General features: G+C 68.9%; 26 protein-coding genes. 7 read left to right on the top strand and 19 right to left on the bottom strand.

Features of this window, described 5'->3' with window-relative positions:
• Positions 1 to 62: 62 nt before the first annotated feature.
• On the bottom strand, positions 63 to 713 hold the full coding sequence (locus TFC3_RS00820; protein ID WP_067494218.1) for an HAD family hydrolase: 651 nt from the start codon (positions 711 to 713) through the stop codon (positions 63 to 65).
• A 78-nt stretch (positions 714 to 791) separates the two neighbouring features.
• On the opposite strand from TFC3_RS00820, the gene TFC3_RS00815 reads away from it, so the two are divergent.
• Positions 792 to 1,100 carry a hypothetical protein gene (locus tag TFC3_RS00815; RefSeq protein WP_067494215.1) on the top strand — a complete coding sequence of 103 codons (309 nt, stop codon included), beginning with the start codon at positions 792 to 794 and terminating at the stop codon, positions 1,098 to 1,100.
• Here the strand turns inward: TFC3_RS00815 and TFC3_RS00810 are convergent.
• Together TFC3_RS00810 and TFC3_RS00805 are read right to left on the bottom strand one after the other, a co-directional pair.
• Complete coding sequence (locus TFC3_RS00810) at positions 1,097 to 1,489, bottom strand: hypothetical protein (protein WP_067494213.1); 393 nt, start codon at positions 1,487 to 1,489, stop codon at positions 1,097 to 1,099. The two genes, TFC3_RS00815 and TFC3_RS00810, sit on opposite strands and share 4 nt — an antisense overlap.
• 37 nt (positions 1,490 to 1,526) lie before the next feature.
• On the bottom strand, positions 1,527 to 1,877 hold the full coding sequence (locus tag TFC3_RS00805; protein ID WP_067494210.1) for a hotdog fold thioesterase: 351 nt from the start codon (positions 1,875 to 1,877) through the stop codon (positions 1,527 to 1,529).
• A 171-nt stretch (positions 1,878 to 2,048) separates the two neighbouring features.
• On the opposite strand from TFC3_RS00805, the gene TFC3_RS00800 reads away from it, so the two are divergent.
• A complete protein-coding gene (locus TFC3_RS00800) occupies positions 2,049 to 2,297 on the top strand; it encodes a hypothetical protein (protein WP_067494206.1) in 249 nt (82 codons plus the stop codon).
• A gap of 3 nt (positions 2,298 to 2,300) precedes the next feature.
• On the opposite strand, the gene TFC3_RS00795 is transcribed toward TFC3_RS00800, so the two are convergent.
• The 6 genes from TFC3_RS00795 to TFC3_RS00770 form a co-directional block, all read right to left on the bottom strand.
• Complete coding sequence (locus TFC3_RS00795) at positions 2,301 to 3,464, bottom strand: PrsW family intramembrane metalloprotease (RefSeq protein ID WP_236717915.1); 1,164 nt, start codon at positions 3,462 to 3,464, stop codon at positions 2,301 to 2,303.
• Positions 3,465 to 3,592: 128 nt separating this feature from the next.
• On the bottom strand, positions 3,593 to 4,162 hold the full coding sequence (locus TFC3_RS00790; RefSeq protein ID WP_067494199.1) for a hypothetical protein: 570 nt from the start codon (positions 4,160 to 4,162) through the stop codon (positions 3,593 to 3,595).
• A 55-nt stretch (positions 4,163 to 4,217) separates the two neighbouring features.
• On the bottom strand, positions 4,218 to 4,778 hold the full coding sequence (locus TFC3_RS00785) for an RNA 2'-phosphotransferase (protein WP_067494197.1): 561 nt from the start codon (positions 4,776 to 4,778) through the stop codon (positions 4,218 to 4,220).
• Entirely contained in the window at positions 4,775 to 5,551 is a 777-nt protein-coding gene (locus TFC3_RS00780) for a bifunctional 2-polyprenyl-6-hydroxyphenol methylase/3-demethylubiquinol 3-O-methyltransferase UbiG (protein WP_067494194.1), read from the bottom strand. Before TFC3_RS00780 ends, TFC3_RS00785 begins: the two co-directional genes overlap by 4 nt.
• 91 nt (positions 5,552 to 5,642) lie before the next feature.
• Positions 5,643 to 5,852, bottom strand: a complete 210-nt coding sequence (locus tag TFC3_RS00775) for a BldC family transcriptional regulator (RefSeq protein WP_067494190.1) — start codon at positions 5,850 to 5,852, stop codon at positions 5,643 to 5,645.
• Between the two features lie 312 nt (positions 5,853 to 6,164).
• Positions 6,165 to 7,004 (bottom strand): hypothetical protein, encoded by an 840-nt coding sequence (locus tag TFC3_RS00770; protein WP_067494187.1) that lies wholly within the window; start codon positions 7,002 to 7,004, stop codon positions 6,165 to 6,167.
• A gap of 141 nt (positions 7,005 to 7,145) precedes the next feature.
• Between TFC3_RS00770 and TFC3_RS00765 the strand changes: the two genes are divergently transcribed.
• Together TFC3_RS00765 and TFC3_RS00760 are read left to right on the top strand one after the other, a co-directional pair.
• Complete coding sequence (locus tag TFC3_RS00765) at positions 7,146 to 8,228, top strand: Glu/Leu/Phe/Val dehydrogenase (RefSeq protein WP_067494185.1); 1,083 nt, start codon at positions 7,146 to 7,148, stop codon at positions 8,226 to 8,228.
• 325 nt (positions 8,229 to 8,553) lie between these two features.
• On the top strand, positions 8,554 to 8,769 hold the full coding sequence (locus TFC3_RS00760) for a DUF3073 domain-containing protein (protein ID WP_067494183.1): 216 nt from the start codon (positions 8,554 to 8,556) through the stop codon (positions 8,767 to 8,769).
• A gap of 475 nt (positions 8,770 to 9,244) precedes the next feature.
• Here the strand turns inward: TFC3_RS00760 and amcA are convergent, their stop codons facing one another.
• From amcA to TFC3_RS00740, 5 genes are all read right to left on the bottom strand, one after another.
• Entirely contained in the window at positions 9,245 to 9,496 is a 252-nt protein-coding gene (gene amcA, locus TFC3_RS40140; RefSeq protein WP_082771794.1) for a multiple cyclophane-containing RiPP AmcA, read from the bottom strand.
• Positions 9,465 to 10,568 (bottom strand): cyclophane-forming radical SAM peptide maturase AmcB, encoded by a 1,104-nt coding sequence (gene amcB / locus TFC3_RS00755; RefSeq protein WP_067494180.1) that lies wholly within the window; start codon positions 10,566 to 10,568, stop codon positions 9,465 to 9,467. Before amcB ends, amcA begins: the two co-directional genes overlap by 32 nt.
• 214 nt (positions 10,569 to 10,782) lie before the next feature.
• On the bottom strand, positions 10,783 to 11,934 hold the full coding sequence (gene purM / locus TFC3_RS00750; protein ID WP_067494177.1) for a phosphoribosylformylglycinamidine cyclo-ligase: 1,152 nt from the start codon (positions 11,932 to 11,934) through the stop codon (positions 10,783 to 10,785).
• 155 nt (positions 11,935 to 12,089) lie between these two features.
• Positions 12,090 to 13,700: an amidophosphoribosyltransferase gene (gene purF / locus TFC3_RS00745; protein ID WP_067494174.1), complete on the bottom strand. Its 1,611-nt coding sequence runs from the start codon at positions 13,698 to 13,700 to the stop codon at positions 12,090 to 12,092.
• Between the two features lie 109 nt (positions 13,701 to 13,809).
• The gene (locus TFC3_RS00740) at positions 13,810 to 14,172 is read right to left on the bottom strand and encodes a sterol carrier family protein (protein ID WP_067494171.1); all 363 of its coding nucleotides are present in this window, start codon (positions 14,170 to 14,172) and stop codon (positions 13,810 to 13,812) included.
• Between the two features lie 160 nt (positions 14,173 to 14,332).
• On the opposite strand from TFC3_RS00740, the gene TFC3_RS00735 reads away from it, so the two are divergent.
• Together TFC3_RS00735 and TFC3_RS39935 are read left to right on the top strand one after the other, a co-directional pair.
• Positions 14,333 to 16,555, top strand: coding sequence for a carboxypeptidase regulatory-like domain-containing protein (locus tag TFC3_RS00735; RefSeq protein WP_161952509.1), 2,223 nt, complete (start codon positions 14,333 to 14,335; stop codon positions 16,553 to 16,555).
• A 115-nt stretch (positions 16,556 to 16,670) separates the two neighbouring features.
• Positions 16,671 to 16,793, top strand: a complete 123-nt coding sequence (locus TFC3_RS39935) for a hypothetical protein (RefSeq protein ID WP_255363739.1) — start codon at positions 16,671 to 16,673, stop codon at positions 16,791 to 16,793.
• 205 nt (positions 16,794 to 16,998) lie between these two features.
• Here TFC3_RS39935 and purL read toward each other — a convergent pair whose 3' ends face one another.
• From purL to TFC3_RS00715, 4 genes are all read right to left on the bottom strand, one after another.
• Positions 16,999 to 19,740, bottom strand: coding sequence for a phosphoribosylformylglycinamidine synthase subunit PurL (gene purL, locus TFC3_RS00730; RefSeq protein ID WP_082771791.1), 2,742 nt, complete (start codon positions 19,738 to 19,740; stop codon positions 16,999 to 17,001).
• Complete coding sequence (gene purQ, locus TFC3_RS00725) at positions 19,737 to 20,447, bottom strand: phosphoribosylformylglycinamidine synthase subunit PurQ (RefSeq protein ID WP_067494165.1); 711 nt, start codon at positions 20,445 to 20,447, stop codon at positions 19,737 to 19,739. The genes purL and purQ overlap by 4 nt, the downstream gene beginning before the upstream one ends.
• Positions 20,444 to 20,710 carry a phosphoribosylformylglycinamidine synthase subunit PurS gene (gene purS, locus TFC3_RS00720; RefSeq protein ID WP_067494162.1) on the bottom strand — a complete coding sequence of 89 codons (267 nt, stop codon included), beginning with the start codon at positions 20,708 to 20,710 and terminating at the stop codon, positions 20,444 to 20,446. Before purS ends, purQ begins: the two co-directional genes overlap by 4 nt.
• A 215-nt stretch (positions 20,711 to 20,925) precedes the next feature.
• A complete protein-coding gene (locus TFC3_RS00715; RefSeq protein WP_067494159.1) occupies positions 20,926 to 22,104 on the bottom strand; it encodes a hypothetical protein in 1,179 nt (392 codons plus the stop codon).
• Between the two features lie 70 nt (positions 22,105 to 22,174).
• Between TFC3_RS00715 and TFC3_RS00710 the strand changes: the two genes are divergently transcribed.
• Positions 22,175 to 22,597: a DUF3151 domain-containing protein gene (locus tag TFC3_RS00710; RefSeq protein ID WP_067494150.1), complete on the top strand. Its 423-nt coding sequence runs from the start codon at positions 22,175 to 22,177 to the stop codon at positions 22,595 to 22,597.
• Between the two features lie 38 nt (positions 22,598 to 22,635).
• On the opposite strand, the gene TFC3_RS00705 is transcribed toward TFC3_RS00710, so the two are convergent.
• Positions 22,636 to 23,712: AAA family ATPase (locus tag TFC3_RS00705; protein WP_236717914.1), on the bottom strand; the 1,077-nt coding region annotated here is incomplete at its 5' end.

Raw genomic sequence — 23,712 nt, 5'->3', positions numbered from 1 at the left:
CATCTGGAGGTTCGGCGAGTAAGCCCCGGCAACGATTGCCGAGCGGTAGCCAAGGGGTGTGATCAAGGTGCGTGCAGCAACCCGCGGATCGCGCCGGCGCAGTCATCGGCGATCCGGGTCGGGCGGATCGGGAGGTCCTCGGGCCACGGGCGACCGAGGTGCAGCCATACGGTCTGCAGGCCGGCCCGCGCGGCGCCGGCGATGTCGTACTCGGGGTGGTCGCCGAGCATCCATCCCCCGTCGGCCAGGCTGAGACCTGCTGCCTCGGCGCCGAGTTCGAAGATGCGGCGGTCGGGCTTGCGGACACCGGCGCCCTCGGAAATGACCCAACCGGCGACGAGCTGATCGAACCCGGCGCGCCGCAACTTTGCTTCTTGCTGCCGTACCGTCCCATTGGTCACGACGACCGGCGACCACCCGGCCGCGACCGCGGAGCTCAGCGCCGCACCCACCTGCGGGTCGAATTTCAGGTGCTCGACCAGTCCCGCGCGCAGATCGACGAGCATCTGCTCGGGCGAAACCGCGAGGTGCAGCCGCTCCCGGATCCGCTCGGCCAGCCGCGGCCGGGGCTCGTAGCCGTCGCGGTCCGCCTCGATGGCCCAGCTCACGTCCTCGGCAGAGCCTCCCTGCGCCGGAATCCACTGCGTGGCCCAGGAGCGGAAGGACCCGGTCCGGTCGATCAAAGTGTTGTCGAGGTCGATCAGCAGCAGCATCGGGCCAGTTTGCCGCTTCTTGCACGGACCTAGCGCATTGGCCTTCCCATCCGTAGAGGTGAGTCAAGGAGGTCCGACGTGCTGACATTCAAGAGTGCGGAAGAGCAGTCCGCCTGGAAGCTGGCCGAGGCGCTGATGGAGAAGGGGATGGAGGCCATGCGGCAAGCCGAGCAGGCCTTCGAGGTCTACCGGAGCGGGAGGTCGCAGATGCGTCAGGAATTCAAGGCAAGGGGCCTCTCAGAGGTGGACGGGGTCATTCGCTGGAAGGAGACCGCGCAGGCCAAACGCGCGCTCGCCGACAACGACTGGTTCACCGCGCAAGCGTCGATGTACAACGAGGCGGCAGCGGCCCAGTATGCGAGAGCGCTCTATCTCAAGAACAGTTAGGCGGCTCGGTGGCGCAGCGTGGCCACCGTCGAGCCGGCCACCGCCAGCAGGCAATCCGGCAGCTGACCGTCGGCGATGGCCGCGCCGAACAGGGCTTCGCCGGTGTTGACGTCACCGTTGACGTAGGCGCTGACGAAACGGGCCACCCAGCGCTTGTCGTATCGGGCGTCGTCGATTCCGGGGAACTCCAGGGTCCAGGCCCCACCCAGCGGTACGTTGCGGCCGACCATCGTCGCGGCGAGGCACCAGGCCACGTCCCAGGCACCCACGACGCCGGATCGGTCGACGACCGCATCGAAGGTGCCGACCACCGCGTCGCTGTCGCCGCTGAGCGCGCAATGCAACACCTGCGCCGCGTCGTCGAATGCGTGCTGTGGTACTTCGGTCACGTCAAGAAAGGTACGCGGATCCGTCAACTACCGCGCCCTATGCGCCACGAAGGAGGCAGGTGAGCCGGGCAGTGCAGACCCGGCCGCCGTCATCGTCACTGATGACGATCTCGTACGTCACAGCCGTACGCCCGCGGTGCACCGGAGTGGCCACCGCGGTGACGACGCCGGAGCGGACCGCCTTGTGATGGGTGGCGTTGATGTCGACCCCCACCGCGAACGGCCGGTCGACCGTGGCGCCGTGCAGCACCGCGCCCACCGAACCGACCGTCTCGGCCAGTACGCAGGACGCACCGCCGTGCAGCAGCCCGTACGGCTGGGTGTTGCCTTCCACCGGCATGGTGGCGACTACCCGCTCGGCACTGGCCTCGGTGATCGAGATGCCCATGCGTTCGCCGAGTGCCCCGGCACTCCGGCTACCCAGAAGAGGCGCGATATCCACGTCGGGCAACGTTACCGGCGAGTTCCGCACAATCCAGCGACATCTGTCACAGCGCCCGACTCGCGGGACTGGCAGGGGGCATCTAACTTGGGACCAACTTACGAGCGAGGAGTCATCATGAGCGAGCCGCAGGAGACCGTCGAGACCCGCGGTAACGACCGCGTGGACCTGCTCGCGACGGACACGAACGGCGACGGCAAGCCCGATGTCTGGGTGTCCGACACCGACGGCGACGGCAAGCCGGACCTGTTCCAGTTCGACACCGACGGCGACGGCCTGGTCGACATCACGATGGTCGACCTCGACGAGGACGGCACCCCGGAGACGATCGTGGACGGCGACGGCGGCCTGCCCCCGGCGATCTGAGAATCAGCCGCCGCCCAGGCTGCTGACCACGGCCCAGAGGACGGCGACGGCGAGGGCCGTGGAGAAGACCGCCGATGCGGTACGACGCCACGGCCCCTTCCCGTCCGGCGCAACGGCCTCCGGGTGTCCCAGCTCCACAAGGATGCGGCGTTGCCGGCGCACCTCGTGGTGCCAGCGGCTCAGGTCGGCTGTGTTGCGGCTCAGCTCCACGGCGAGCCGGGCCTGGGCGCGCTGCAGGCGGCGTACGGCAGCCCGGGCCCGCCAACCCGCTCGGACCCGGGCGTAGGAGCGCGCGCTGGCCCGTCGCGAGCCAGCCTTGAGCGCCTCAACCTCGGCGGGCGTGATCAGTTCCGGGTCGTCGAGTTCGGTCAGCTGCGCGGCGTAGTAGTCGGCTTCGCGGTCGTGGGCAGCGCGCACCAGCAGCCAGATCAGCAGCAGCGGGGGCAGGCCCTTGAGGATCAGCACCGCGAGCAGGGCCACCGCGCCGTTGCCGAGGCCGTCGCGCAGCAACGGGGAATTCCAGAGCACATGCGAGGCCCATGCGCCTACGAGGGCGAGGGTGGCGGCGCCGATTCTGGTCCGAAGAGAGCGCTCACCTCGTACCACTAGATAACCGACACCGGCCCCCGCGAGCGCACCGAAAAGGGTGTGGCTCCACACGCCGGACAGAAAGCCGCGCAGCAGGAAAGTAGTGACAACGGGCCCGACATGGTCCCCGCGACCGGCCAGGGCCACCGCGCCCATCGCGTACACGATGTCCTCGATGATCTGGAATCCCAGGCCGACCATCGCGCCGTAGACCACGCCGTCGAGCACGCTGTTCACCTGGTTGCGGGCGATCAGCACGATCGCGACCACGCCCAGCGTCTTGGCGATCTCCTCCACTGTCGGACCGGCCAGCGCGGCACCCCAGTCCGCCGCGAGATGCGGGGAGCCGAGTTTGGCGATGATGTCGTCGAGCGCGCCGCTGCCCGGGATTGACACCGAGGTCGCCACGAGCCCACCCCACGCAAACGCCACGACCAGCAGCCCTGGTGGCTCGCGTTCGAGAAAGTCCAGCTCCGAGACGACGAACCAGAACGGCACCGCGAGCAGGGCGAAAAGCACAACTGCGGTCAGAAGCGCCAAGGGGTACGCCGCCGCGTACTGAGCTACGAGGAGTGACATCCGCACACCACCGGCGGCTAGCAGCATGATCACAATCCAGAACGCGGGCAGCCGCAACGTCCCCGGTTCCGAACCGGCACCCGGTTGCACGGGCGCGGTCCGCTGACTGCGCAAGTGCGACTCCGCTGTCATTCGGGCGGCTCGGGGGTGTAGCGCAACGTCCGGGTGCTCGCGTCGATCTGGGGCAGCACGCGCCCGAGGTCCAGATCGGCCCCGCTGACCGTGACCTCGATGGTGTGCCCGTCCGCCACGAAGACCGCGTATCGGCCACCGCGGCCCGGACCGCTGTAGGCCCCCTGCAACCCGACGAGCCCTCCCGCCGCTTCCACCGAGAGCTCGGTGCCGGTGACCTGGTAGCCCGACGTCCCAGTGATGCGTTGCCGCAGCCCGGTAACCGCCGCCTGGAGCGAGCCGTCGAAGCGCCGGACGGCGATCAGGTAGCGCACCGCGCCGAGCCTGAAGAGCACGGTTCCGGTGTCCTGCGCCGGCCGGGTCTCAGTGACATCGATGCGCGCGCCGGCCGGGGGGATCACATCCACTCCACCCCCGATCGCGTACGGGCGGCCGGTGTCCACGGACCGTTCGGCGGGCAGCGCCTGGTTGAGCGCGGGCAGCCCGAAGGCCAATCCGCCGAGCGTCGCGACCACTCCACAAGCACCGAGGAGATTCGTCAGCTGACGCCGAGTAACTCCCCTCATCCCCACACGCTAACGAACCGAGGCGGCGGTTCCCAGCATCAGGCTTTTTGTCCGGTTATCGGGAATGTTCATCAAGATAAGCCGGCGGTACGGCGGCAGTCAGCCAGACACCGTTCTCGCTCCGGTAGAAGACGTGCCCGGCCTGCGCCATCGCCGCGGTGTCCACCTTGAAGATCACCACGTCCGGCGAGCGGCGGCGGCCGACGGCGGTCGCGGTGGTGGCGTCGGGCGACAGGTGGACGTGCTGACGCGACCCCGGCCGTAGCCCGTCTTGCTTGATCGGAACCGCGTTGTGCCGCGGGGTGCCGTGGAAGAGCGTGGCGGGCGGGTCGGCCGGGTCGAGCGCGAGGTCGATGCCGACCCGGCTGGAGTGGCCCTGGCTGGCGCGGATCCGCTCGACACCGTCCGGCCCGGCGGCCACGGCGAAGCGGGACTTGTCGTTGCCGGCGACGACCACGTCGAGGGCGGCCCGGTCGATGTGCAACGCGGCGAGCAGGTCCGCGACGCTCACCCAGCCGTTGGCGTCCAGGGTGAGCCCGGCTGCCTCGGGGCGATGGCGCAGGACCTGGGACATGCGGCGGCTTATTCGTACCTGTTCTTTGCTGAGGGTTGTCATGGGTTGAGCTCCATGACCGCAAGGTAGTAAGGCCGGTCCTGCTCGTCGACCGATTTCAGCCGCCAGCCGGTGCCGTGCAGCAGCTCCTCAAGCTCGGCAACCGAGCAGACGAGATAGTCGAACCAATCGGTGGCCTGCATCCGGTAGCGCAGTCGCAGTCGCAGTTGACCGCCGAGCCGGCCACGTTCGCGGTTGCGCTCGTGATAGCCGACGTGTACCGGGTCGGTGGTGCCGTATGGGTCGGTGCCCTGGGCGATGATCCGGGCGCCGGGGCGGGCCAGTTGCGCCAGCGCGGCGAGGAAGACGGGCGCGCGTTCCGGGCCTTCGATCAGGCCGAGGTTGTTGCCGAGCATGAGGAACGTGTCGTAGCGGGTGGCGGCGCGGGCGTACTCGTCGACCGAGGTGAGCACGGTGTCGCGCAGGCCGCGCTTGCGCGCGATGGCGATCGCTCCGGGGGAAATATCCAGCCCGGTGACGGCCATGCTGCGGCGTTGCAATTCCAATGCGGTACGGCCAGCGCCGCACCCGATGTCCAGCACCGCACCGCGGCACAGGCGCAAGGCGCGATGGTCGTGCGGCTGCCACTCGTCCGGCTCGGCCAGATAGTGATCGGCGGGGGCGCCGTTGATCAGGCCGTCGTCGCGCTCGATGATCTCGATGACCGGGCGAGGCACGCGACCGCCGGCCAGGGGGCGGGGGCCGACGCCGGTTCGTACCGCGAAGGCGTCCTGGACAAGCTCGCCGAAGACGTCGCCGATGACGGGTTGATCCATGTTCTAGTTTTTACTCCAGGAACGATTAAGGGGCGATCGCCTTCCCCGGCGCTCGCCCCTTTCATCGGTCCCTCGGTCGACTGCGGTCCGTTCAGTCGCCCTGACGCTGCGAGGGGATCTGCCCCTGCAGCAGGGCGCGAACCTCCGACTCCCGGTAGCGACGGTGCCCGCCCAGGGTGCGAATTGCGCTGAGCTTGCCCGCCTTGGCCCACCGGGTGACGGTTTTCGGGTCGACTCGGAACATCGACGCCACCTCGGCCGGCGTTAGTAGCGGCTCAGGATCGTGCGTACGCGATGCCATCGGTCACTCCTCCACAGGTACCTAAAGACATCGGCCGGGGTCCCGCCGGCCGGTGCGTCTCTCATGGTCCGGCTAGTCCCCGATGTCCGACATGGGCCGAACGGCCGAACGTCCCTAGATAGACGGTTGAAGCATGCCCGATTTATGCGAGTTTTCTACGCCAGAAAGTGTCTTGTTTGGACCGAAAATCACGCTTCGGTGGACACCGATCACGAAGAGTGTTCGCCTTGGAAGCGCTTCCAGGGGCAGCGATCCGTGCCCTAAAGTCCCATTTAGGCTGCTCAGAGCGTTACCCTCGTCGATTTCCAGGTCTTAGTTACAGCGTTCCAGCAACTGCACAGCGCGCCACCGAGCGACGATCTTCTCGTAGGCCTCGGTCGCCGCATCGGCATCGCCGCGCGACAATGCGGACAGCCCGGCCGCCACCAACCCCGGCGAGTCGTCGTCGCGCAAATCGTCGTCGTTCAGCAAGCCGGTGAGGCCGCCGTAGTCCAGCTCGACGATCGAGCGCGGGTGGAATTCCTCCAGCCACCGGGTGCCCTCCTCGACCGCCTCGGTGATCGGAGCGTCCCCCAACGACTTGCGCAGCACCGACACCCCACGATGCGCCCGCCGCCGCGCCTTCGAGATCTCCGTTCGGTAGCGCAACGTCCGGCGCTCCCCGGTCAGGCTGATCTCGCGCTCCTCCAGATCGACAAAAACAAACCATCGCAGCGGTACACCCCACGTGGCCACCTGTTCGTGCACCCGGGGAACACCGTGCTCCAGCACCTTCGCGCCGCTGCGCCAGTCGTCCACCACCGCCTTGGCCTGCCCGGCCAGCACCGGCGGCACGAAGGCATCGGCCAGCACGCTGGGCACCCCGTCGCGGGCGTTCAGGGCTGCTTCGGCTACCCGCAGGCGAAGGTTCCAGGGGCAGACGAGCAGGGTGTCGCCCCACTCCATGACGTAGGCCTCGTCGGGCAGATCGGGCAGCCGCGTCCACCCGGCACCGAGCGCTTCCAGCACGGCGCTGCGCTGCCGGACCGGCCCCTCCGCCGGCCCGAGGGCGCGGCCCTCCCGGGCGTAACGCCGCCAAAAAACTTGGCGCTCACGGTCGAAGGCGGTCAGTGGCTCGTAAACCCGCAGGTACGACGCGAACAGTGACGGCACGGCGCGATCCTTTCATGAAATTGCCGCCGATTGACTTCCCGCGCGCGGCCAATCACGGTTCCACCGGCCGCACTAGGCTTTTCGTGATGTCCGGCATACCCCTCAGCCGGACGGTGAGCACCTCACAAGGGAGCAGTCGTCATGGGCGTGTTCGTAAGCAGCGACGGCACCGATGCCGCCGGGCACGAGCAGGTCGCTTTCTGCCAGGACCGGCACACGGGCCTGAAGGCGATCATCAGCATCTACTCCACGGCCCTAGGGCCCGCGCTGGGTGGAACCCGGTTCTACCCGTACGAGAGCGAAGAGGCGGCCGTCACCGACGCGCTCAACCTCTCGCGCGGCATGGCGTACAAGAACGCGCTGGCCGGCCTCGACCACGGCGGCGGCAAGGCCGTGATCTGGGGTGATCCGGCCCTGGACAAGACCGAGGCGCTGCTGCGGGCGTACGGCCGATTCGTGCAATCCCTGCACGGGCGCTACTACACCGCCTGCGACGTCGGCACGTATGTGCCGGACATGGACGTGATCGGCCGCGAGACAAAATATGTGACCGGCCGCAGCGTCGAACACGGCGGCGCCGGGGACTCGTCGGTGCTGACCGCCTGGGGGGTTTTCCAGGGCATGCGGGCGGCGGCCGAGCACACCTGGGGCAGCACCACCCTGTCCGGGCGCCGGGTGGGTGTGGCCGGGCTCGGCAAGGTCGGCAAGTACCTGGTGAATCACCTGATCGAGGACGGCGCCGCGGTGGTGGCCACGGACGTCAGCCCGGCCGCGCTGGACTGGGCCCGCACCACCCACCCCGCGGTGGACCTGGTGCCGGACACGCAGACGCTCATCACAAGCGACATCGACGTGTACGCCCCCTGCGCGCTCGGCGGCGCCCTGAACGACGAAACCGTGCCGGTGCTGCGTGCCTCGGTGGTGGCGGGGGCGGCGAACAACCAGCTCGCCCACCCCGGGATCGAGAAGCTTCTGGAAGAACGCGGGATCCTGTACGCGCCGGACTACGTGGTGAACGCCGGCGGGGTGATCCAGGTGGCGGACGAGATCGAGGGCTTCAACTTCGAGCGGGCCAAGCTGCGCGCCACGAAGATCTTCGACACCACGGGGGAGATTCTGCGTTTAGCGGATAACGACGGTGTGCCTCCGGCGGTGGCTGCGGACCGGCTCGCTGAGCGGCGGATGGCTGAGGTGGGACGGCTCCGCAGCATCTATCTGGGCTGAGCTGCTGCTCGCCTTCCCGGCTTGCTTGGGCTCGCCTGGGGCTTGGCCGGGCATGCCGGGCTTCTTGCGGCTTGCCGAGGCTTGACCGACTTCCCTCGGCTTCTCCGGGGTGGGCGTTTTGTCTCCCGGGGTGGGCGTTCCGGGGAGCGTTTTGTGCCCTGTCGCGCGTCCGGTCCGCAACGTGCCGCGACGCGCGACGGTGGTACACGTAACCCGAGGTGCCGAAGGCGGCATCGTCCATGTACCGTAAGACCCACGAGAGATGCCTGACGTCATCGGGGCCCGCCTTCGGGCTGCCCCGAATTCTGTGCGAGGGGGTCGAGCCATGGGGCGCGGCCGTGCTAAGGCCAAGCAGACAAAGGTGGCCCGGGAGTTGAAGTATCACTCCCCGAACACCGACCTCACCGCCTTGCAGCGCGAACTGGCGGGTGCTGGTAAGTCCGATCATCGCTTCGACGACGACAACGATGAGTTCGTCGACGATGACGAGGACGACGACGCGGACGACGAGCAGGACCGCTGGTCGCCATCTAGGCACTGACCCGCGAGAGCCGGACAACACAGAGCACGCGGCTGCCCGCGTGCTCCCGTGTGTTGCGATCGTTCCGGTGTAACCATGATGCCCACGCGGCAGTCCCGCGCCACGTGGGCATCATGGCCTACCCCGGACGGTTCCTTCCTGCTTCACCGACGCCTTTCTCCACCTGACGGCTGCCTCCGCGGCTGTCGTCGGGGGTGAGAGGTGCGGCCGTAGTTTGGATGCGCGCTTTGCTCTGCAAGCTTTGCTTGTAGGTGGGCGCGCTATTCGGCTTTTCCCCTCGGGCGGTGCGTGTCTGAGGGGTGGGCTGCGGGCTTGGTGATGTGGCGATGGGTGCTGTCCTCTGCGAGGGTCTCGGCTTTGGCCGATCCTTCAAGCCAACGCCGCGCTCTCTCGGACCCGCGCATCGTCCCCCGCCCAGAATGGCCGCTCTCCCCGGCCCGCGCCAGCGGCCTGCCCTCCCGGACCGAGCGATCCCTTATCGAGGCCGGTTGTTCCAGTTGTAGAACGTCGGAATGTTCTCGAAGTGGTTCCAAGCGCAAACAGCCGACTCATCCCCCGGACTCTCCGCCCGCCGCCGCCGAGCCTGGTCCGCCTCCGCAAGAAGCGCAGCCAACCCCTCCCGCGTCTCCTTCACCCGAGCCATAACAGGCTCAGCCGTCACAACAGGCTCAGCCGTCGCTGACTCGGTCGATGGGTCAGACGGCCGTGGGCTGGTGGTCTCGGGCATGGTCCAGCACTCCCTCGAGTAGGCGAATCTTGCTGTTCCTGCAGTGATCCGTCGTTGTCACGTCGAACCGCCCGTGCTCGAAGTAGCGGTTGGCCGCGTGGGCGCCGCCGCAGAAGCCGAAGTACGGGCATTGGGTGCGGCAGGCTTCAACGCCGGTGAGGAACTCCTGGATCCAGGGGGTGGCGGTGGCTTCTGCAAGGATCGTCGCCAACGGGGTAGTCAGGACGTTACCGCTGCTGAAGTCGCCGTATCGGGGATCGGAGAAGCCGGCCAGCTCGGGTGAGAGCAAGACCACACTGCCGTCGTGGGCGATGGTGGGGATGGGGTCGAGGCGGCGGGGGAGGACTTCGTCGGCGGTGCCGTCCAGGACTGCGGCGGCGTAACGCAGGAACCATTCGACTTCGCGCAGGTGGATGCTTGGGTTGCGGCGCCAGGCGGTCAGCAGCTCGGCCCAGAACGCTCTGACCTGCCCAGCTGGGTGGCTGTTGGTGCGGGTGTTGACGCCTTCGAGCTCCTCGACGTTGATGCCGAGCACGTCGCAGCCGAGGCTGAGGAAGAATTCGTACAGGTCGGTGGCCAGGCCGGGGGCCGGCTGGCCGACGACGCACAGGGCCGAGAACGGGATGTTGTGCCGGCGTAGCGCTTCGATGCCACGCATGATGCGACCGTACGCGGGCTTGTCACCCCGGGTGACCCGGTCGGCGTTGCGCGGCTCGGGGCCGTCGATGCTGACGCTGACCCTGATCTGGCGTTCGGTGAAGAACTCGCACCACGCGTCGTCGATCAGCGTCGCGTTGGTTTGCACGTGGTGCTCGACACCTGCGGCGAAGGGCTCGAGCAGGGCCGCGAAGTGGTCCCGGCCCGCGGCGAGGGGCTCGCCTCCGTGCCAAACGACCGAGAATCTTGCGGTACGAGACCAGCTGTCAACCGACGCCGCCACCGCCTCGGCCACCGCTACCGGCATCTTCTGATCAACGCGGCGCAACGGCAGATAGCAGTAGGAGCAGTCAAGGTTGCACAGCGTTGTCGGCTGCATGACGACGTAGGTGGGGACCGTGGCGATCCCGCGCATGCCGCTCCACACCGTGGTTCCCTCCCCGTAGTCGTCGACTGAGGTCAGGCTAAGTGCCCGCGTCCACCGGCGTCCGCTCCGCCCCCGACGATACGGGGTATTGATAGACACGAATCATTACATGCCCGGAAAAACAGCAGCCCGCCCGGTACGACCTCACAGCGCGCCTGGCGCGGGAAGCCGGCCCGGGCGGGCCGTCGTTACTGGGCGGCCCTCAGCCGCGGGTGTACTGCCCGACCATCTGAACGTCGCCGTTGCCCTCGATGACCTCGCCGACCTGCCACGCCTCGATGCCGCGGCCGGTCAGGTAGGCCATCGCCCGGTCGGCGTCGTCGGCGGAGACGATCGCGAACATGCCCACGCCCATGTTGAACGTGGCTTCCATCTCGTTGTCCTCGATACGACCCTTGGCCTGGATCAGGTCGAAGATCGGCTGCGGGCGCCACGACGAGCGGTCGACCACGGCGTCCATGTTCTCCGGCAGCACGCGGCACAGGTTGCCGGGGATGCCACCGCCGGTGACGTGGCTGAACGCGCGTACATCGGTCTCCTCGATCAGGCCGAGGCAGTCCTTCGCGTAGATCTTGGTCGGGGTGAGCAGCTCCTCGCCGAGGGTGCGCTGACCGCCGAAGTCGTCGACCACGGTGTCCAGGCGCATCCGGCCGGCGCCCAGCAGCACGTGGCGGACCAGCGAGTATCCGTTGGAGTGCAGGCCGGAGGAGCGCATCGCGATGACCGCGTCGCCCAGCTCCACCCGGTGGGCGCCGAGGATCTCGCTCTCCTCGACCACGCCGACGCCGGTGGCGGAGACGTCGTACTCGTCGGGACGCATGACACCCGGGTGCTCGGCCGTCTCGCCGCCCAGGAGCGCGCAGCCGGCGTACCGGCATCCATCGGCAATGCCGGCACCGATCTCCGCGACCTTGTCCGGCACGACCTCGCCGCACGCGATGTAGTCGAGCAGGAAGAGCGGCTCGGCACCACAGGCCACGAGGTCGTCCACCACCATGGCGACCAGGTCGATGCCGATCGTGTCGTGGATGTTGAGCTGCTGGGCGATGACCAGCTTGGTGCCCACGCCATCGGTCGACGAGGCCAGAATCGGGCTCTTGTACTTCTGCGTGTTCAGCTTGAACAGGCCCGCAAAGCCGCCCAGGTCACCCATCACCTCGGGGCGAGCGGTCCGCTTGACCTTCGACTTGAGCAGCTCGACGGCCCGGTCACCGGCCTCGATCGAGACACCCGCGTCCGCGTACGTCGATGTCCGCTTGCGCCCGGTGCGGCCCGATCCCGCCGACCAAGGCTGGCGGTCGGCGTCTTCGGCGCCGTTGGATCCGGCACTGTTGCGCTCGGACACGTGCGTCACGGTTCTCCCCTTTGATGGTGGTGCTGCTCGAACTGAGCCGATCATTTCGACGTCCCGCGCGGCCCGAACGGTTCCGCCCCGTCGACACTAAAGCCGAGGTCCCCCCGAACCCAAGCCGGTGACCGGCGCAACTGGCCGCCGGTCACCGGGAGGTCTCACGGGTGATGCAGAGCGTCAACCCCACCCGGGCTGCCGACGAGCGGCTGAGCCTGCTCGCGTTCGCCCTCGATGTACTGCTCGGCCTCGTATTCCTGCTCGAGGTCGGCCACGGCGGCGGTGGCAGCGGCCGGGGTGGCGGCGGGCATCTTGGCGCGCTTGCCGACGCTTTCGAGCAGGTGCTTGCCGATCAGGTGCCCGGCCGGCAGCTCGATCGGGTACTGCCCGTCGAAGCAGGCCATGCAAAGCCGGGATTTGGGCTGCTCGGTGGCCTGGACCAGGTTGTCCAGCGACACGTAACCCAGGGAGTCGGCGCCGATCGAGCGGCGGATGCCGTCGATCTCCAAGCCGTTGGCGATCAGCTCGGCGCGGGTGGCGAAGTCGATGCCGTAGAAGCAGGGCCACTTCACCGGCGGCGACGAGATGCGCACGTGCACCTCCAGGGCGCCGGCCTCGCGCAGCATCCGGATCTGGGCGCGCTGGGTGTTGCCGCGCACGATCGAGTCGTCGACGACCACGATGCGCTTGCCGCGCACGACCTCGCGCAGGGGGTTGAGCTTGAGGCGGATGCCGAGCTGCCGGATCGTCTGCGAGGGCTGGATGAAGGTACGGCCGACGTACGCGTTCTTCATGAAGCCTTCGCTGTACGGGATGCCCGACTCCTCGGCATACCCGATGGCGGCCGGGATGCCCGACTGCGGTACGCCGATGACCAGGTCGGCTTCAACCGGGTGCTCCTTGGCCAGCCGGCGGCCGACCTCGACCCGGGCTGCGTACATGTTGCGACCGGCGATTGTCGTGTCGGGGCGCGCCAGGTAGACGTACTCGAAAAGACAGCCCTTGGGTTCGGGGGTGGCGAACCGGCTGGAGCGCAGGCCGTGCTCGTCGATCGCCAGGATCTCGCCCGGCTCGACCTCGCGCACGAAGCTGGCACCGACGATGTCCAGCGCGGCGGTCTCGCTCGCCACGGCCCAGCCACGCTCCATGCGACCCAGCACGAGGGGGCGCACACCTTGGGCGTCCCGGGCGGCGTACAGGGTGCTCTCATCCATGAAGACGAAGCTGAACGCGCCCCGCAGCCGCGGGAGCACCTCCATGGCCGCGGCCTCGACGGACAGGTCGGGGCGGCTGGCCAGCAGAGTGGTCACCATCGCGGTGTCGGAGGTGGCGTCACCGGCGTCCAGCCCGCGCTCCTGGATCTCGCGCGCCAGCTCGGCGGTGTTCACCAGGTTGCCGTTGTGCGCCAGGGCGATCGTGGTGCCGGCCGTGGTGGCCCGGATCGTCGGCTGGGCGTTCTCCCAGTTGGAACCGCCGGTGGTGGAGTAACGGGTGTGACCGATCGCGAGGTGGCCGCGCAGGCTCGCCAGCGTCGGCTCGTCGAAGACCTGGGAGACCAGGCCGAGATCCTTGTAAACCACCACTCCGGTGCCGTCACTGACAGCGATGCCCGCGGCTTCCTGGCCACGGTGCTGCAGTGCGAAAAGGCCGAAATAGGTGAGTTTGGCGACCTCTTCCTCCGGGGCCCAGACGCCGAAGACGCCGCAGGCATCCTGGGGTCCGCGGTCCTGGGGGTCGAGATCGTCGGTCAACCGGCCGTCGCCTCGGGGCACGCGCTTGCTCCCTCATGCTGTGTCTGCTCGTACGTGCGGTCTGCGGTATTGCAAGCTGCTTGTACTTGCGGGCTGTTCCGACCGATAAGTGTACGCGGCCGATGGCGTATCAGCCCTGGTGCACAGGGAGGTACGGAGTCAGATCGGTGCGTATACCGCTGGCCCGCACGCGACCGGTTTCGACCGCTTCTGCCCAGGTCAGGCGACCTGTCGCGACGAGCAACCAGGTCATCGGATCGGTCTCGACCACATTGGGCGGAGTGCCGCGGGTGTGACGGGGACCTTCGACACACTGAATAGCACCGAAAGGTGGAATACGGACCTCCACCGATCGGCCCGGAGCTGTTCGCGCCAGCTCCCCCAGCAGTGCTCGCACAGCGTCACGAAGCAGCGTGCGGTCCGGTTCGTCACCGGCGTCCAGCGCGTCCAACGCCTGGTTCACCGACTCGGATTTATTGTGCGCAGGAGACACGTCGGGACAATACGACCCGGCGATCGGCCACACCGCAGCGGCCCTGGGTCGCGCGGACGTCGCCCGACAGGGCATAGTGGCCGACGGTGTGTACTCGTCGCGGGATCCATGGGCCATCTTTCAGCCGGCTCGGGGACCGTGCGACCGGAAGGCGGTGGACGTGACAACGCACCTACGAGCCCGGGCTGTCCAGGCCGGTGCGTTCCTGGCCCTGGTGGTCGGCGCAGTAGTCGCCGCCCCGGTGGCGGCGCTTGCCGATGCTCCGCAAGTGTCCATCACCAGCCTGTCGTCAGGGGACATCCCCTCCGGCGGCAAGACCACACTCAAATTCCAGGTCACCAACCCGCCACCGGGCACCGTCACCGACCCGCCGACCGGCGATCCCAAGGTGAACGTCACGGTGAACACCGGCGGCCTCACCTGCAGTGGTGACTGCAACCCCGGTGATGTGACAGTCCTCCCTGGTCAGACGTCCGGCGAGTTCTCCATCACCCTGGTGGCCGGCAGCGTCGACGCCGGCAAGTCGAAGACCTTCCAGGTGCAGGTCAACGCGAAGAACAACGACGGCCGGGGCAACGCCAGCCGCACCGTCACGGTGCGCGGGCCGGACAAGCCCCGCGCGGTGCGCCAGGTCAGCGGCAAGGTCAAGGACCAGGACGGCAAGGCCGTGGCCGGCGCCGCAGTCGCCCTGCGCGACAGCAACGGCACGACGTTCGAAACGACGTCGAGCGGCAACGGCTCGTACTCCATCGAGTCCACCGACACCAAGCCGATCGCGGTCGGCACGCTGGCGGTCGGCGCGGTCAAGCAGGGCTATCAGGCGACCCCGGTCAACGCCACCGGGCAGGCCGACAAGTCGGTGAACGTGCCGCTGACCCTCACGCTGATCGCCGCCACCACGTCCCCGACCCCGGCGCCGTCCGCAAAGACGAGCACCGCGCCGACCGACGACCCGACCGACGACGCCGCGGACGACCCGACCGACGAGGCCCCCGCGGCAGCCGCACCCCAGCCGAGCAACGCGGCCAAGACCGACAGCAGCTCCAACTCGACGCTCTACATCATCCTGGGCGTGCTGCTCGTGGCCGCCGGCGTCGGTGCGATCGTGCTGGTCGTGATGCGCCGCAAGAGCGCCGGCAACGACGACGACCCGGACGACCCGAATGGTGGTGGTCCCCGAGGTGGCCCCACGGCCGGCGTCGGTGCAGGCCGCTACGCCGGAGCCGACGAGACTCGCATCGCAGCCCCGGTGGGCGGCGGCCGCGTGTCCGACGCAACGATGATCGCCCCTCGCTCGGGCGCACCGTCCATGGCGGACGCTCCGACAATGATCCAGCAGGCGCCGATGCCCTCCACACCGGCCGACGACGAGTTCCCCGACCCCTACGGCGCCCCGCTACCGCAAAACGGCTCGTTCAACGCGCCAGGCGGTTATGGCACGTCCGGAGCCGCCACCCAGTTCGGCGGCGCGCCGGTTCCGGCCCAGGGCAACGGCTACGACAACTACGACGACCAGCAGGACGCCGCCTACAACGGCTACGGCAACCAGCCCGCCCAGCCTCCGCGCTACGACGAGCCCACGGGCATGTACCACCCCGAACCCGGCGCGTATGACGACCAGCCAGCCGGCTACGGCGGTGCCGACCAGGGCTATGACGACGGGTACGGCCAGCAGGAGCCGTACCCGGCCGGCGGCTACGGCAACGGTGACCAGGGCGGCTACGGCAACGGCGGCTGGAACGGCCCGGGCGGCGGCATCGACAGCGGCAACGCCTACGGCCCGGCTAACGGCGGCGGTGGCGCGTATGGCGGTGCTACCCAGGGCGGTGCTACCCAGGGCGGTGCTACCCAGGGCGGTGCTACCCAGGGCGGTGCTACCCAGGGCGGTGGCACCTACGGCGGTGCTGCTGCTCAGGGGGGCGGCTCGTACGGCGGGGGTGCTTACGGCGGTGCTGCTCCGCAGGGCAGCCGTGCTTACGGTGGCGCTCCGCAAGATGGCGGTGCCTATGGCGGGCAGCGTGGCGGTGGCACCTACGGCGGTGGTGGTGCCGGTGGCTACGGCGGTGACCAGGACGGGTATGCCGACCAGGGTGGCTACGGTGACCAGGGCGGCTACGACCAGGGCGGCCAGCCGCAAGGTGGCGGGTACGGCGGCGCCCCGCAAGGTGGTGGTACCTACGGTGGGCAACGCGGCGGCGGCACCTACGACGGCGGCGGCGGTGCTGGTGCTGGTGCCGGCGGCTACGGCGGCGGCCAGGAGGACTACGCCGACCAGGGCTACGACCAGCGCGGCAATGGCTACGGCCAGGAGGAGCAGGTCGGCCGGCGGCCCGCGCCTCGCCAGCAGCCCCCTACTGGTCAGCGCGGCGACTGGGACAACTGAGTAAGAACGACGCCGAGGCCGGCTCCACCATCATGGTGGAGCCGGCCTTCGTCGTTGAACCGGGAGATCCCCACAGAGCCCCAGCGATCAACTGGCGCGCCGACGGACCTTGCGCATGAGCATCGCCCACACCCCGAACCCCACGCCCACATCACCGGTGATCGCACCCGCGGCGGACCCCATGGACAGGGCGTTCGCGCAGTCCGGGCAGACCTCCCGCCCGGTGATCGTCTTCTGAAAAGGCTTGCTGACGCGCCGGCCGCAGTCAGGGCAGTTCCGACCCGATAAACCCATGCCAACCTCCGGTGCCCAGTAGGCCAGAAGAGTACGACCACCGCGCCCGCCCTCAGATAACTAGTGCCTCGCACGAAGACGCCGCTACCCCGGAAAAGCGAAACGCCACGGCACCCAGCCGTGGCGTTCCGTATGAAGCTGAACAGCGACTACTTCTCGCTCTCGTCGTCCTCAGCGGCAGGCGTCCCGGCCGGAACGTCGGCAACCTCCGCAGCCGGGCCGGACCCCGCAGCCGATTCGGAACCCGCGGCCAGCGAGCTAGCGGAGGCAGCGGCCGGGCCGCTTTCCGACGGCGAAGCCGGGTGGTCCAACTCGGATCCCGGCGACTTCTCCGGGGCCGATCCGGTCACCGCAGCTTCGGCCGCTGCCGCGTCGGCGGCGGGCTGGACGTTGGTGGCGGAGGGGTCGCTGATCTCGAAGGTCAGCTCGTTGGCCGGCTCGGGCAGCGCCTCGGCGATGGCGCGGGCACCGACCTCGGCGCTGCTGCCGAAGAGGTTGCGCATCGTTGAGGTGAAGGCCTCGCGCAGTTCGTCCAGGCCGATGGTGAACTGGCCGTGGATGTCGAGGGTCTGCTCCTCGGTGGTCACGCCGATCTGGGTGCAGCTCACACCGTGCTCGGCTGCCAGCGCTGCGAATGCCTTGTCGTGACCGCGGGGGACGGCGACCACTGTGCGGCCGGCCGACTCGCTGAAGAGCCAGACGAACGGGGTGACCGATTCGTCGTGCTCGGGCAGCGTGATGCGGGCACCGACGTTGCGGCGCAGGCAGGACTCGATGAGCACCTGGGACAGGCCGCCATCGGACAGGTCGTGGGCGGCGACGACGTGCTCGCGTTCCGCTGCCTGCGCCATGAGGCGGCCGAGGCGCTGCTCGTGGGTCAGGTCCACCTTGGGCGGACGGCCGCCGAGGTGGCTGTGGGTGACCCAGGCCCACTCGGAGCCCGACAGCTCGCACGAGGTGTCGCCGAGCAGGAAGAGCAGGTCGCCTTCCGCGGTGGGCGGGGGCGGGAAGCCCATCGGCACGCGGGTGGCCACGTTGTCGAAGACGCCGAGCACGCCGACAACCGGGGTCGGGTGGATCGCCGCGGCGCCGGTCTGGTTGTAGAAGCTGACGTTGCCGCCGGTTACCGGGATGCCCAACTGCTGGCAGCCGTCGGCGAGACCGCGGACGGCCTCGGCGAACTGCCACATGACGGCCGGGTCCTCGGGGGAGCCGAAGTTGAGGCAGTCGGTGACCGCGATCGGCTCGGCACCGGTGATCGCCACGTTGCGGTAGGCCTCGGCGAGACCGAGCTTGGCGCCCTCATACGGGTCGAGGCGCGCGTAGCGGCCGTTGCCGTCCACCGACAGGGCCACGCCGAGCCCGGTGCGCTCGTCGATGCGCAGCACGCCGGCGTCCTCGGGCTGGGCCAGCACCGTGTTGCCGAGCACGTACCGGTCGTACTGCTCGGTCACCCAGGTCTTGTCACAAAGGTTGGGCGAAGCGATCATCCGCAGAACGGTCTCGCGCAGCTCCTCGGGCGTGGTGGGCCGCGGCAGCGTCTCGGCACGGTCGGCCTGCAGCAGGATCAGGTCGGCGGGTTCGCGGATCGGGCGGGCGTAGACCGGGCCGTCGTCGGCGAGCGAGCCGGGCGGCACGTCCACCACGACGTGGTCGTTCCAGCTGATCACGAGGCGGCCGGGGTGCCCGGTGGTGTCGCTCGGGGTGACCTCGCCGATCGCGGTGGCCCACACGCCCCACTTCTCGGCGACGGCGAGCACCTGGTCGAGCTTGTCCGGCGTGACGATCAGGAGCATGCGCTCCTGCGACTCGCTGGCCAGGATCTCGGTTGGCGACATCGACGCCTCGCGCAGCGGGACGCGCTCCAGCCAGACGCGCATGCCCGTGCCGGCGGCGGCCGCGGTCTCGGTGAGAGCGCAGGTCAGGCCGGCGCCGCCGAGGTCCTGGATGCCCGCCACGAGGCCGGCGTCGTAGAGCTCGAGGCAGCTTTCGATCAGCAGCTTCTCCATGAAGGGGTCGCCGACCTGCACCGACGGGCGGCGCTGCTCGGCGCCCTCGTCGAAGGTGGCCGACGCCAGCACGGAGACACCGCCGATGCCGTCGCGGCCGGTGCGCGCACCGAGCAGGACGACGATGTTGCCGATGCCGGCTGCCTCCTTGTGCTGCAGCCGCTCGACCGGCAGCACGCCGATGCTCAGCGCGTTGACCAGCGGGTTGCCCTGGTAACACGGGTCGAAGACAATCTCGCCACCGATGTTGGGCAGGCCCAGACAGTTGCCGTAGCCGCCGATGCCGGCGACCACGCCGGGCAGCACGCGCGCGGTGTCCGGGTGGTCCGCGGCACCGAAGCGCAGCGGGTCCATCACGGCGACCGGGCGGGCGCCCATGGCGAGGATGTCGCGCACGATGCCGCCGACGCCGGTGGCCGCACCCTGGTAGGGCTCGACGTAGCTCGGGTGGTTGTGCGACTCGACCTTGAAGGTGACGGCGAGCTCGTCGGAGATCTGCACCACGCCCGCGTTCTCGCCGATGCCGGCGAGCATGCGGGTGCTCTTGGGGGCCTTCTCGCCGAACTGGCGCAGGTGCACCTTGCTCGACTTGTAGGAGCAGTGCTCGCTCCACATGATCGAATACATCGCGAGCTCGGAGGCGGTCGGGCGGCGCCCGAGGATCTGCCGGATCCGCTCGTATTCGTCGTCCTTGAGCCCCAGCTCAGTGTGCGGCTGCAGGTCATCCGGCGTCTCGAAGGCCCGCTCGACGGTGTCCACCCCGCCGAACTCGCTGACCAGCACGTCGGTCGCGGCGAAGCCGGTGCGGGCCGCCGCTGGCTGATTCGGCACCCCGCCCGCCGCCTCGGCGCCGGGGGTCGAGGTGTCGTGCTGGGTGGTCATCGCGTGGCTCCCCCTGTGAGCTGCCCGCCTGCGGCCCCGGCCAGGTGCCGCAGCGCGGAGGTGAAGAACCCGAGACCGTCGAGGGACGGGCCGGTCAGCGCCTCCACCGCGTGTTCCGGGTGCGGCATGATGCCGACCACGTTCCCGGCGGCGTTGGTGATCGCGGCGATGTCGCGCTGCGAGCCGTTCGGGTTGCCGCGGGCGTAGCGGGCCACGACCCGGCCCTCACCCTCCAGCTCGTCGAGCGTGCGCTCGTCGGCGACGAAGCAGCCCTCGCCGTTTTTCACCGGGATGAGGATCTCTTCGCCCTCGGTGAAGACGTTGGTCCAGGCGGTGCTCGTCGTGCCGACGCGCAGGTGCTGGTCGCGGTTGCGGAAGTGCAGGTGCTGGTTGCGGGTCAGAGCGCCGGGCAGCAGGTGCGCCTCGCAGAGGATCTGGAACCCGTTGCAGATGCCGAGCACGGGCAGACCGCCCCGCGCGGCGTCCGCGATGGTCTCCATGACCGGCGCGAACCGGGCGATGGCGCCGCACCGCAGCGCGTCGCCGTACGAGAAGCCGCCGGGCAGGACCACGGCATCGACGCCGTGGATGTCGGCGTCTCCATGCCAGAGACGAACGGCCTCGCCGCCGGCGATGCGAACCGCGCGAGCGGCGTCACCGTCGTCGAGGGAACCGGGAAAGGTGACAACTCCGATCCGCATGGTCACGCGCTCATCTGCGCGGCGTCACCGGCCGACTCGTCGACCCGGATCGAGAAGTCCTCGATGACCGGGTTGGCGAGCAGCTTGTCGGCGATGTCGCGGGCGGTGTCCAGGTCGGGTTCACCGGCGAACTCGATCTCGATGCGGCGTCCGATACGTACAGAGGAGACGTCGCTCACGCCGAGCCGTGGCAGCGCGTTCGCTACCGCCTGGCCCTGCGGATCGAGGATCTCTGGCTTCAGCATGACGTCGACGACGACGCGAGCCACGGGCACTCCTGACTGTAGGTGCGCAGTTGGGTGGCCCTCTAAGGGGCGAGCGGGGCAAAGCCTACCTTGCGCCATGCCCGATCGACCCATCGGCCGGTGTCGGCAGGCTGACGCCACTGGCATTGAGCAGGGCATCTCGACAGCTATGACCGCACAGCGACGCGCCGGAGCCCGGTTTTGGTCATCCGGGTGTGTCGAAGCACACGGTCACGACGTCACGCTTGCAGGGCGTTCATCGCCTCGTCGAGCGAATCCGTCACCACGATGAGCTGCGATTGATCACCGTGCGGGGACTTGGCCAGCAGCGGCCTGAGCAGGGCTTCAACCGGCAACTCGGCCCAATGCGCAGCGCCCAGGAAGACGAAGGCGCCGGACGGACCGTCGGTGCCGTAGAACGTCTTGGTCGCGGCTTGGAAGACTTCCTGCACGGTGCCGGCCCACCCGGGTGCGAACACGATGCCGCCGCGCGAAAGACGCAAGATCGAGTCTTCCCGTACGGCATTGGAGAAGTATTTTCCGATCTGACCGGCAAAAAGGTTCGCGGGTTCGTGCCCGTAGAGCCACGTCGGCAGCGCCAGCCCACCATGCTTGAGCTGGGCTACAACGTCGATTGCGGCGGCTGGCGGCGCCGGGAAACGCTTGCGGACCTCCAGCGCGGCGGCGGTGAACGGATCGTGCTCCTGAAATGCCGGAGCGGTAGCCAGCAGGTCGATGGCGTCGGCCAGTTCAGCCGCCGATCGGGTGGCGAAATACGCGCCGAGATTCGCCGCTTCCATCACTCCGGGCCCACCGCCGGTCACGATCAGACGTCCGGCACCGGCCAGGCGATGGGCCAAAGTCGCGGCCATCCGGTACGCGTCAGAGCCCCGCAATTCGGCATGCCCGCCCATGATCCCAACGGCTGCCCGCGACCCATGCGCGTTGAACCAAGCGGCAAGGGCCTTACCGAGCGCGTTATCGATTCCCGCATCGTGCAACCGCTGCGCAATTGCTTCGCGCAGGTCCGGAGTTGCCGCCCCGTGTTCGAGGAAGTGCTGGTAGACGGTGGTGTCGTACATCCCGGCGAAGCCATGCTCGTCGAATCCGAAAGCGAGGTCCTCGGGCGTGTAGAGCAGGGCCGGATGGGTCGGAAACGGTCGCGCGTCAAAGGGCGGGATCAGCTGGGCACCGCGCCGGATCAGATCGACTTCGACGTCGGCGGAGGCCAGCTCGCATCCCACGAACATGGTTCCGGTGACGTCCACTCCGGTGAAGTCCGGCGGATTCTGATCGAGGCGCAGGCCCAGCACAATCAGCCCGGCGAGGGTCCGCTTGGCCAGGTGGACATCGAACTCGGGACGCGTCTCGATCTCGAACTCAGTGGCGTCGAAAGGCTGCTGGGGATCACCGAACATGCCCGTAGGGTAGCCATCGGCATCCCGTCCGCGCGTCCGGCGCCGCGACCGACCAGGTTGAATAGGTGTCATGCAAAATCTTCTTCCCGAGCCTCCGGCCACGCGCCTGCCCGCCGACGAGGCAGCCGAGCAGGCGCTGGCCGCCGCGGCTGAGACCGGAACCGACGACGCGTTCAAGGAGGTGGCGGGTCGCTTCCCGGCCTTCAGCGGCGGATGGGCGGCGCTGGCCGAGCGCTCACTGGCGGAGAAGCAGCCGGTGACCGCCTATGCGTACGCGCGCACGGGCTACCACCGCGGCCTCGACGCCCTGCGCCGCAACGGCTGGAAGGGTCACGGGCCGGTGCCGTGGGCGCACGCGCCCAACCAGGGTTTCCTCCGGGCTCTGTACGCGTTGTCGCAGGCGGCGGCGCAGATTGACGAATCCGACGAGGCCGCGCGGTGCGCCCAGTTCCTGCGTGACAGCGACCCAGCCGCGGCTGACGCGCTGTCCTGAGGTCCTCCGGCCGGGCCTTCAGTTTGGCCCGGCCGCCCCTACAGGCCCTCCGCCACCGCTGCGGCGATCTTGAGCCAGGCGTCGCGGGTGCTGCCGGAGAGGTGGCCGTAGCGCAGCGGTTCCCCCGAGTCGATGAGCTTCTCGTACGGAGCCAGCAGCACCGCCCGCGTCCGCGCCGCGAAGTGCCGCTCGATCGCCGGCAAGTCGATGTCCTTGCGCGTCGGGGGCATTGTGACAACGCTCACTGCCTGCCGTACGAGCCGCTGCCGGCCGCTCTGCTCCAAGTGGTCCAACATCCGAGCCGCCGTCTCAGCCGAGTCGTTACGGGCCGACATCGTGATCACGAGCTGGTCGGTGGCATCCATCGCCGCCTGCCAGTTCTGTGCTCGTACGTTGTTGCCGGTGTCCACGAAAATCAGCTTGTAGAACCGGCTGACGATCTCCCGGATCTCGGCGAAAGCGCTGGCCGTGAGCATCTCACCGGCAGTCGCCGACTCGTCCGAGGCGAGCACGTCGAACATGCCCTCACCCTGGGCGCGCACGTACTGCGACAGATCACCGACGCGCCCGTGCGACCCCCGGAACAGATGCAAGTCGCGCATCATGTCGCGCACTGTCCGAGCGTGAAAGTCCTGCTGCGCCCGCATACCCAGGGTTCCCTGAGTCTCGTTGTTGTCCCACGCGAGGACGTACCCCCCGCGCTTCTGTCCGAAAGTCATGGCAAGCAACAGGACGGCGACAGTCTTGCCGGCACCACCCTTCGGATTGACCACGGTCACCTGCCGCAGCCCACCAAAGTTGCGCCGGACCATCTCGACGTCCTGCTTGTACTCCTGCTCCCGCTTGCCCGGAGCCAGCCGGACCAGCCCCATCGTGCCCTTTTGCAGCAGCGCCCGAGGCCCCATCGTCGCCACCGGCTCAGCCGGCTTGGCCAGCCGCCGCCGCGCAAATTCCTCAGCGGTCGGCGTGCCATCCGAGACCCATGGAAGCTGCTGGTAGGGATCGACCGGCGGCGGGTTCTGGCCCGGTGGTTGCTGCTGGGCGGCCGCTCGCGGGTCCATCGTGGGCGGATAGGGGCCGGGTGGGGGCGCCGGCTGCTGCTGGGGGTTCGGGGT

This window comes from Actinoplanes sp. TFC3, assembly GCF_001553785.1.
Classification (GTDB): Bacteria; Actinomycetota; Actinomycetes; order Mycobacteriales; family Micromonosporaceae; genus Actinoplanes.
The sequence above is the reverse complement of the archived record's forward strand: the minus strand, read 5'-3'. Positions and strand labels throughout refer to the sequence as shown.

Coding starts and splice junctions, on each gene's coding strand:
- TFC3_RS00790 (WP_067494199.1), bottom strand. CDS start 4,162: ATGAGGGGAGTTACTCGGCGTCAGCTGACGAATCTCCTCGGTGCTTGT.
- TFC3_RS00715 (WP_067494159.1), bottom strand. CDS start 22,104: ATGTTCGGTGATCCCCAGCAGCCTTTCGACGCCACTGAGTTCGAGATC.
- TFC3_RS00765 (WP_067494185.1), top strand. CDS start 7,146: ATGGGCGTGTTCGTAAGCAGCGACGGCACCGATGCCGCCGGGCACGAG.
- TFC3_RS00780 (WP_067494194.1), bottom strand. CDS start 5,551: ATGGATCAACCCGTCATCGGCGACGTCTTCGGCGAGCTTGTCCAGGAC.
- TFC3_RS00775 (WP_067494190.1), bottom strand. CDS start 5,852: ATGGCATCGCGTACGCACGATCCTGAGCCGCTACTAACGCCGGCCGAG.
- purL (WP_082771791.1), bottom strand. CDS start 19,740: ATGACCACCCAGCACGACACCTCGACCCCCGGCGCCGAGGCGGCGGGC.
- amcB (WP_067494180.1), bottom strand. CDS start 10,568: ATGCGCGGGATCGCCACGGTCCCCACCTACGTCGTCATGCAGCCGACA.
- amcA (WP_082771794.1), bottom strand. CDS start 9,496: ATGCCCGAGACCACCAGCCCACGGCCGTCTGACCCATCGACCGAGTCA.
- TFC3_RS00710 (WP_067494150.1), top strand. CDS start 22,175: ATGCAAAATCTTCTTCCCGAGCCTCCGGCCACGCGCCTGCCCGCCGAC.
- TFC3_RS00760 (WP_067494183.1), top strand. CDS start 8,554: ATGGGGCGCGGCCGTGCTAAGGCCAAGCAGACAAAGGTGGCCCGGGAG.
- TFC3_RS00785 (WP_067494197.1), bottom strand. CDS start 4,778: ATGACAACCCTCAGCAAAGAACAGGTACGAATAAGCCGCCGCATGTCC.
- TFC3_RS00820 (WP_067494218.1), bottom strand. CDS start 713: ATGCTGCTGCTGATCGACCTCGACAACACTTTGATCGACCGGACCGGG.
- TFC3_RS39935 (WP_255363739.1), top strand. CDS start 16,671: ATGAGCATCGCCCACACCCCGAACCCCACGCCCACATCACCGGTGATC.
- TFC3_RS00805 (WP_067494210.1), bottom strand. CDS start 1,877: ATGGGCATCTCGATCACCGAGGCCAGTGCCGAGCGGGTAGTCGCCACC.
- TFC3_RS00795 (WP_236717915.1), bottom strand. CDS start 3,464: ATGTCACTCCTCGTAGCTCAGTACGCGGCGGCGTACCCCTTGGCGCTT.
- TFC3_RS00800 (WP_067494206.1), top strand. CDS start 2,049: ATGAGCGAGCCGCAGGAGACCGTCGAGACCCGCGGTAACGACCGCGTG.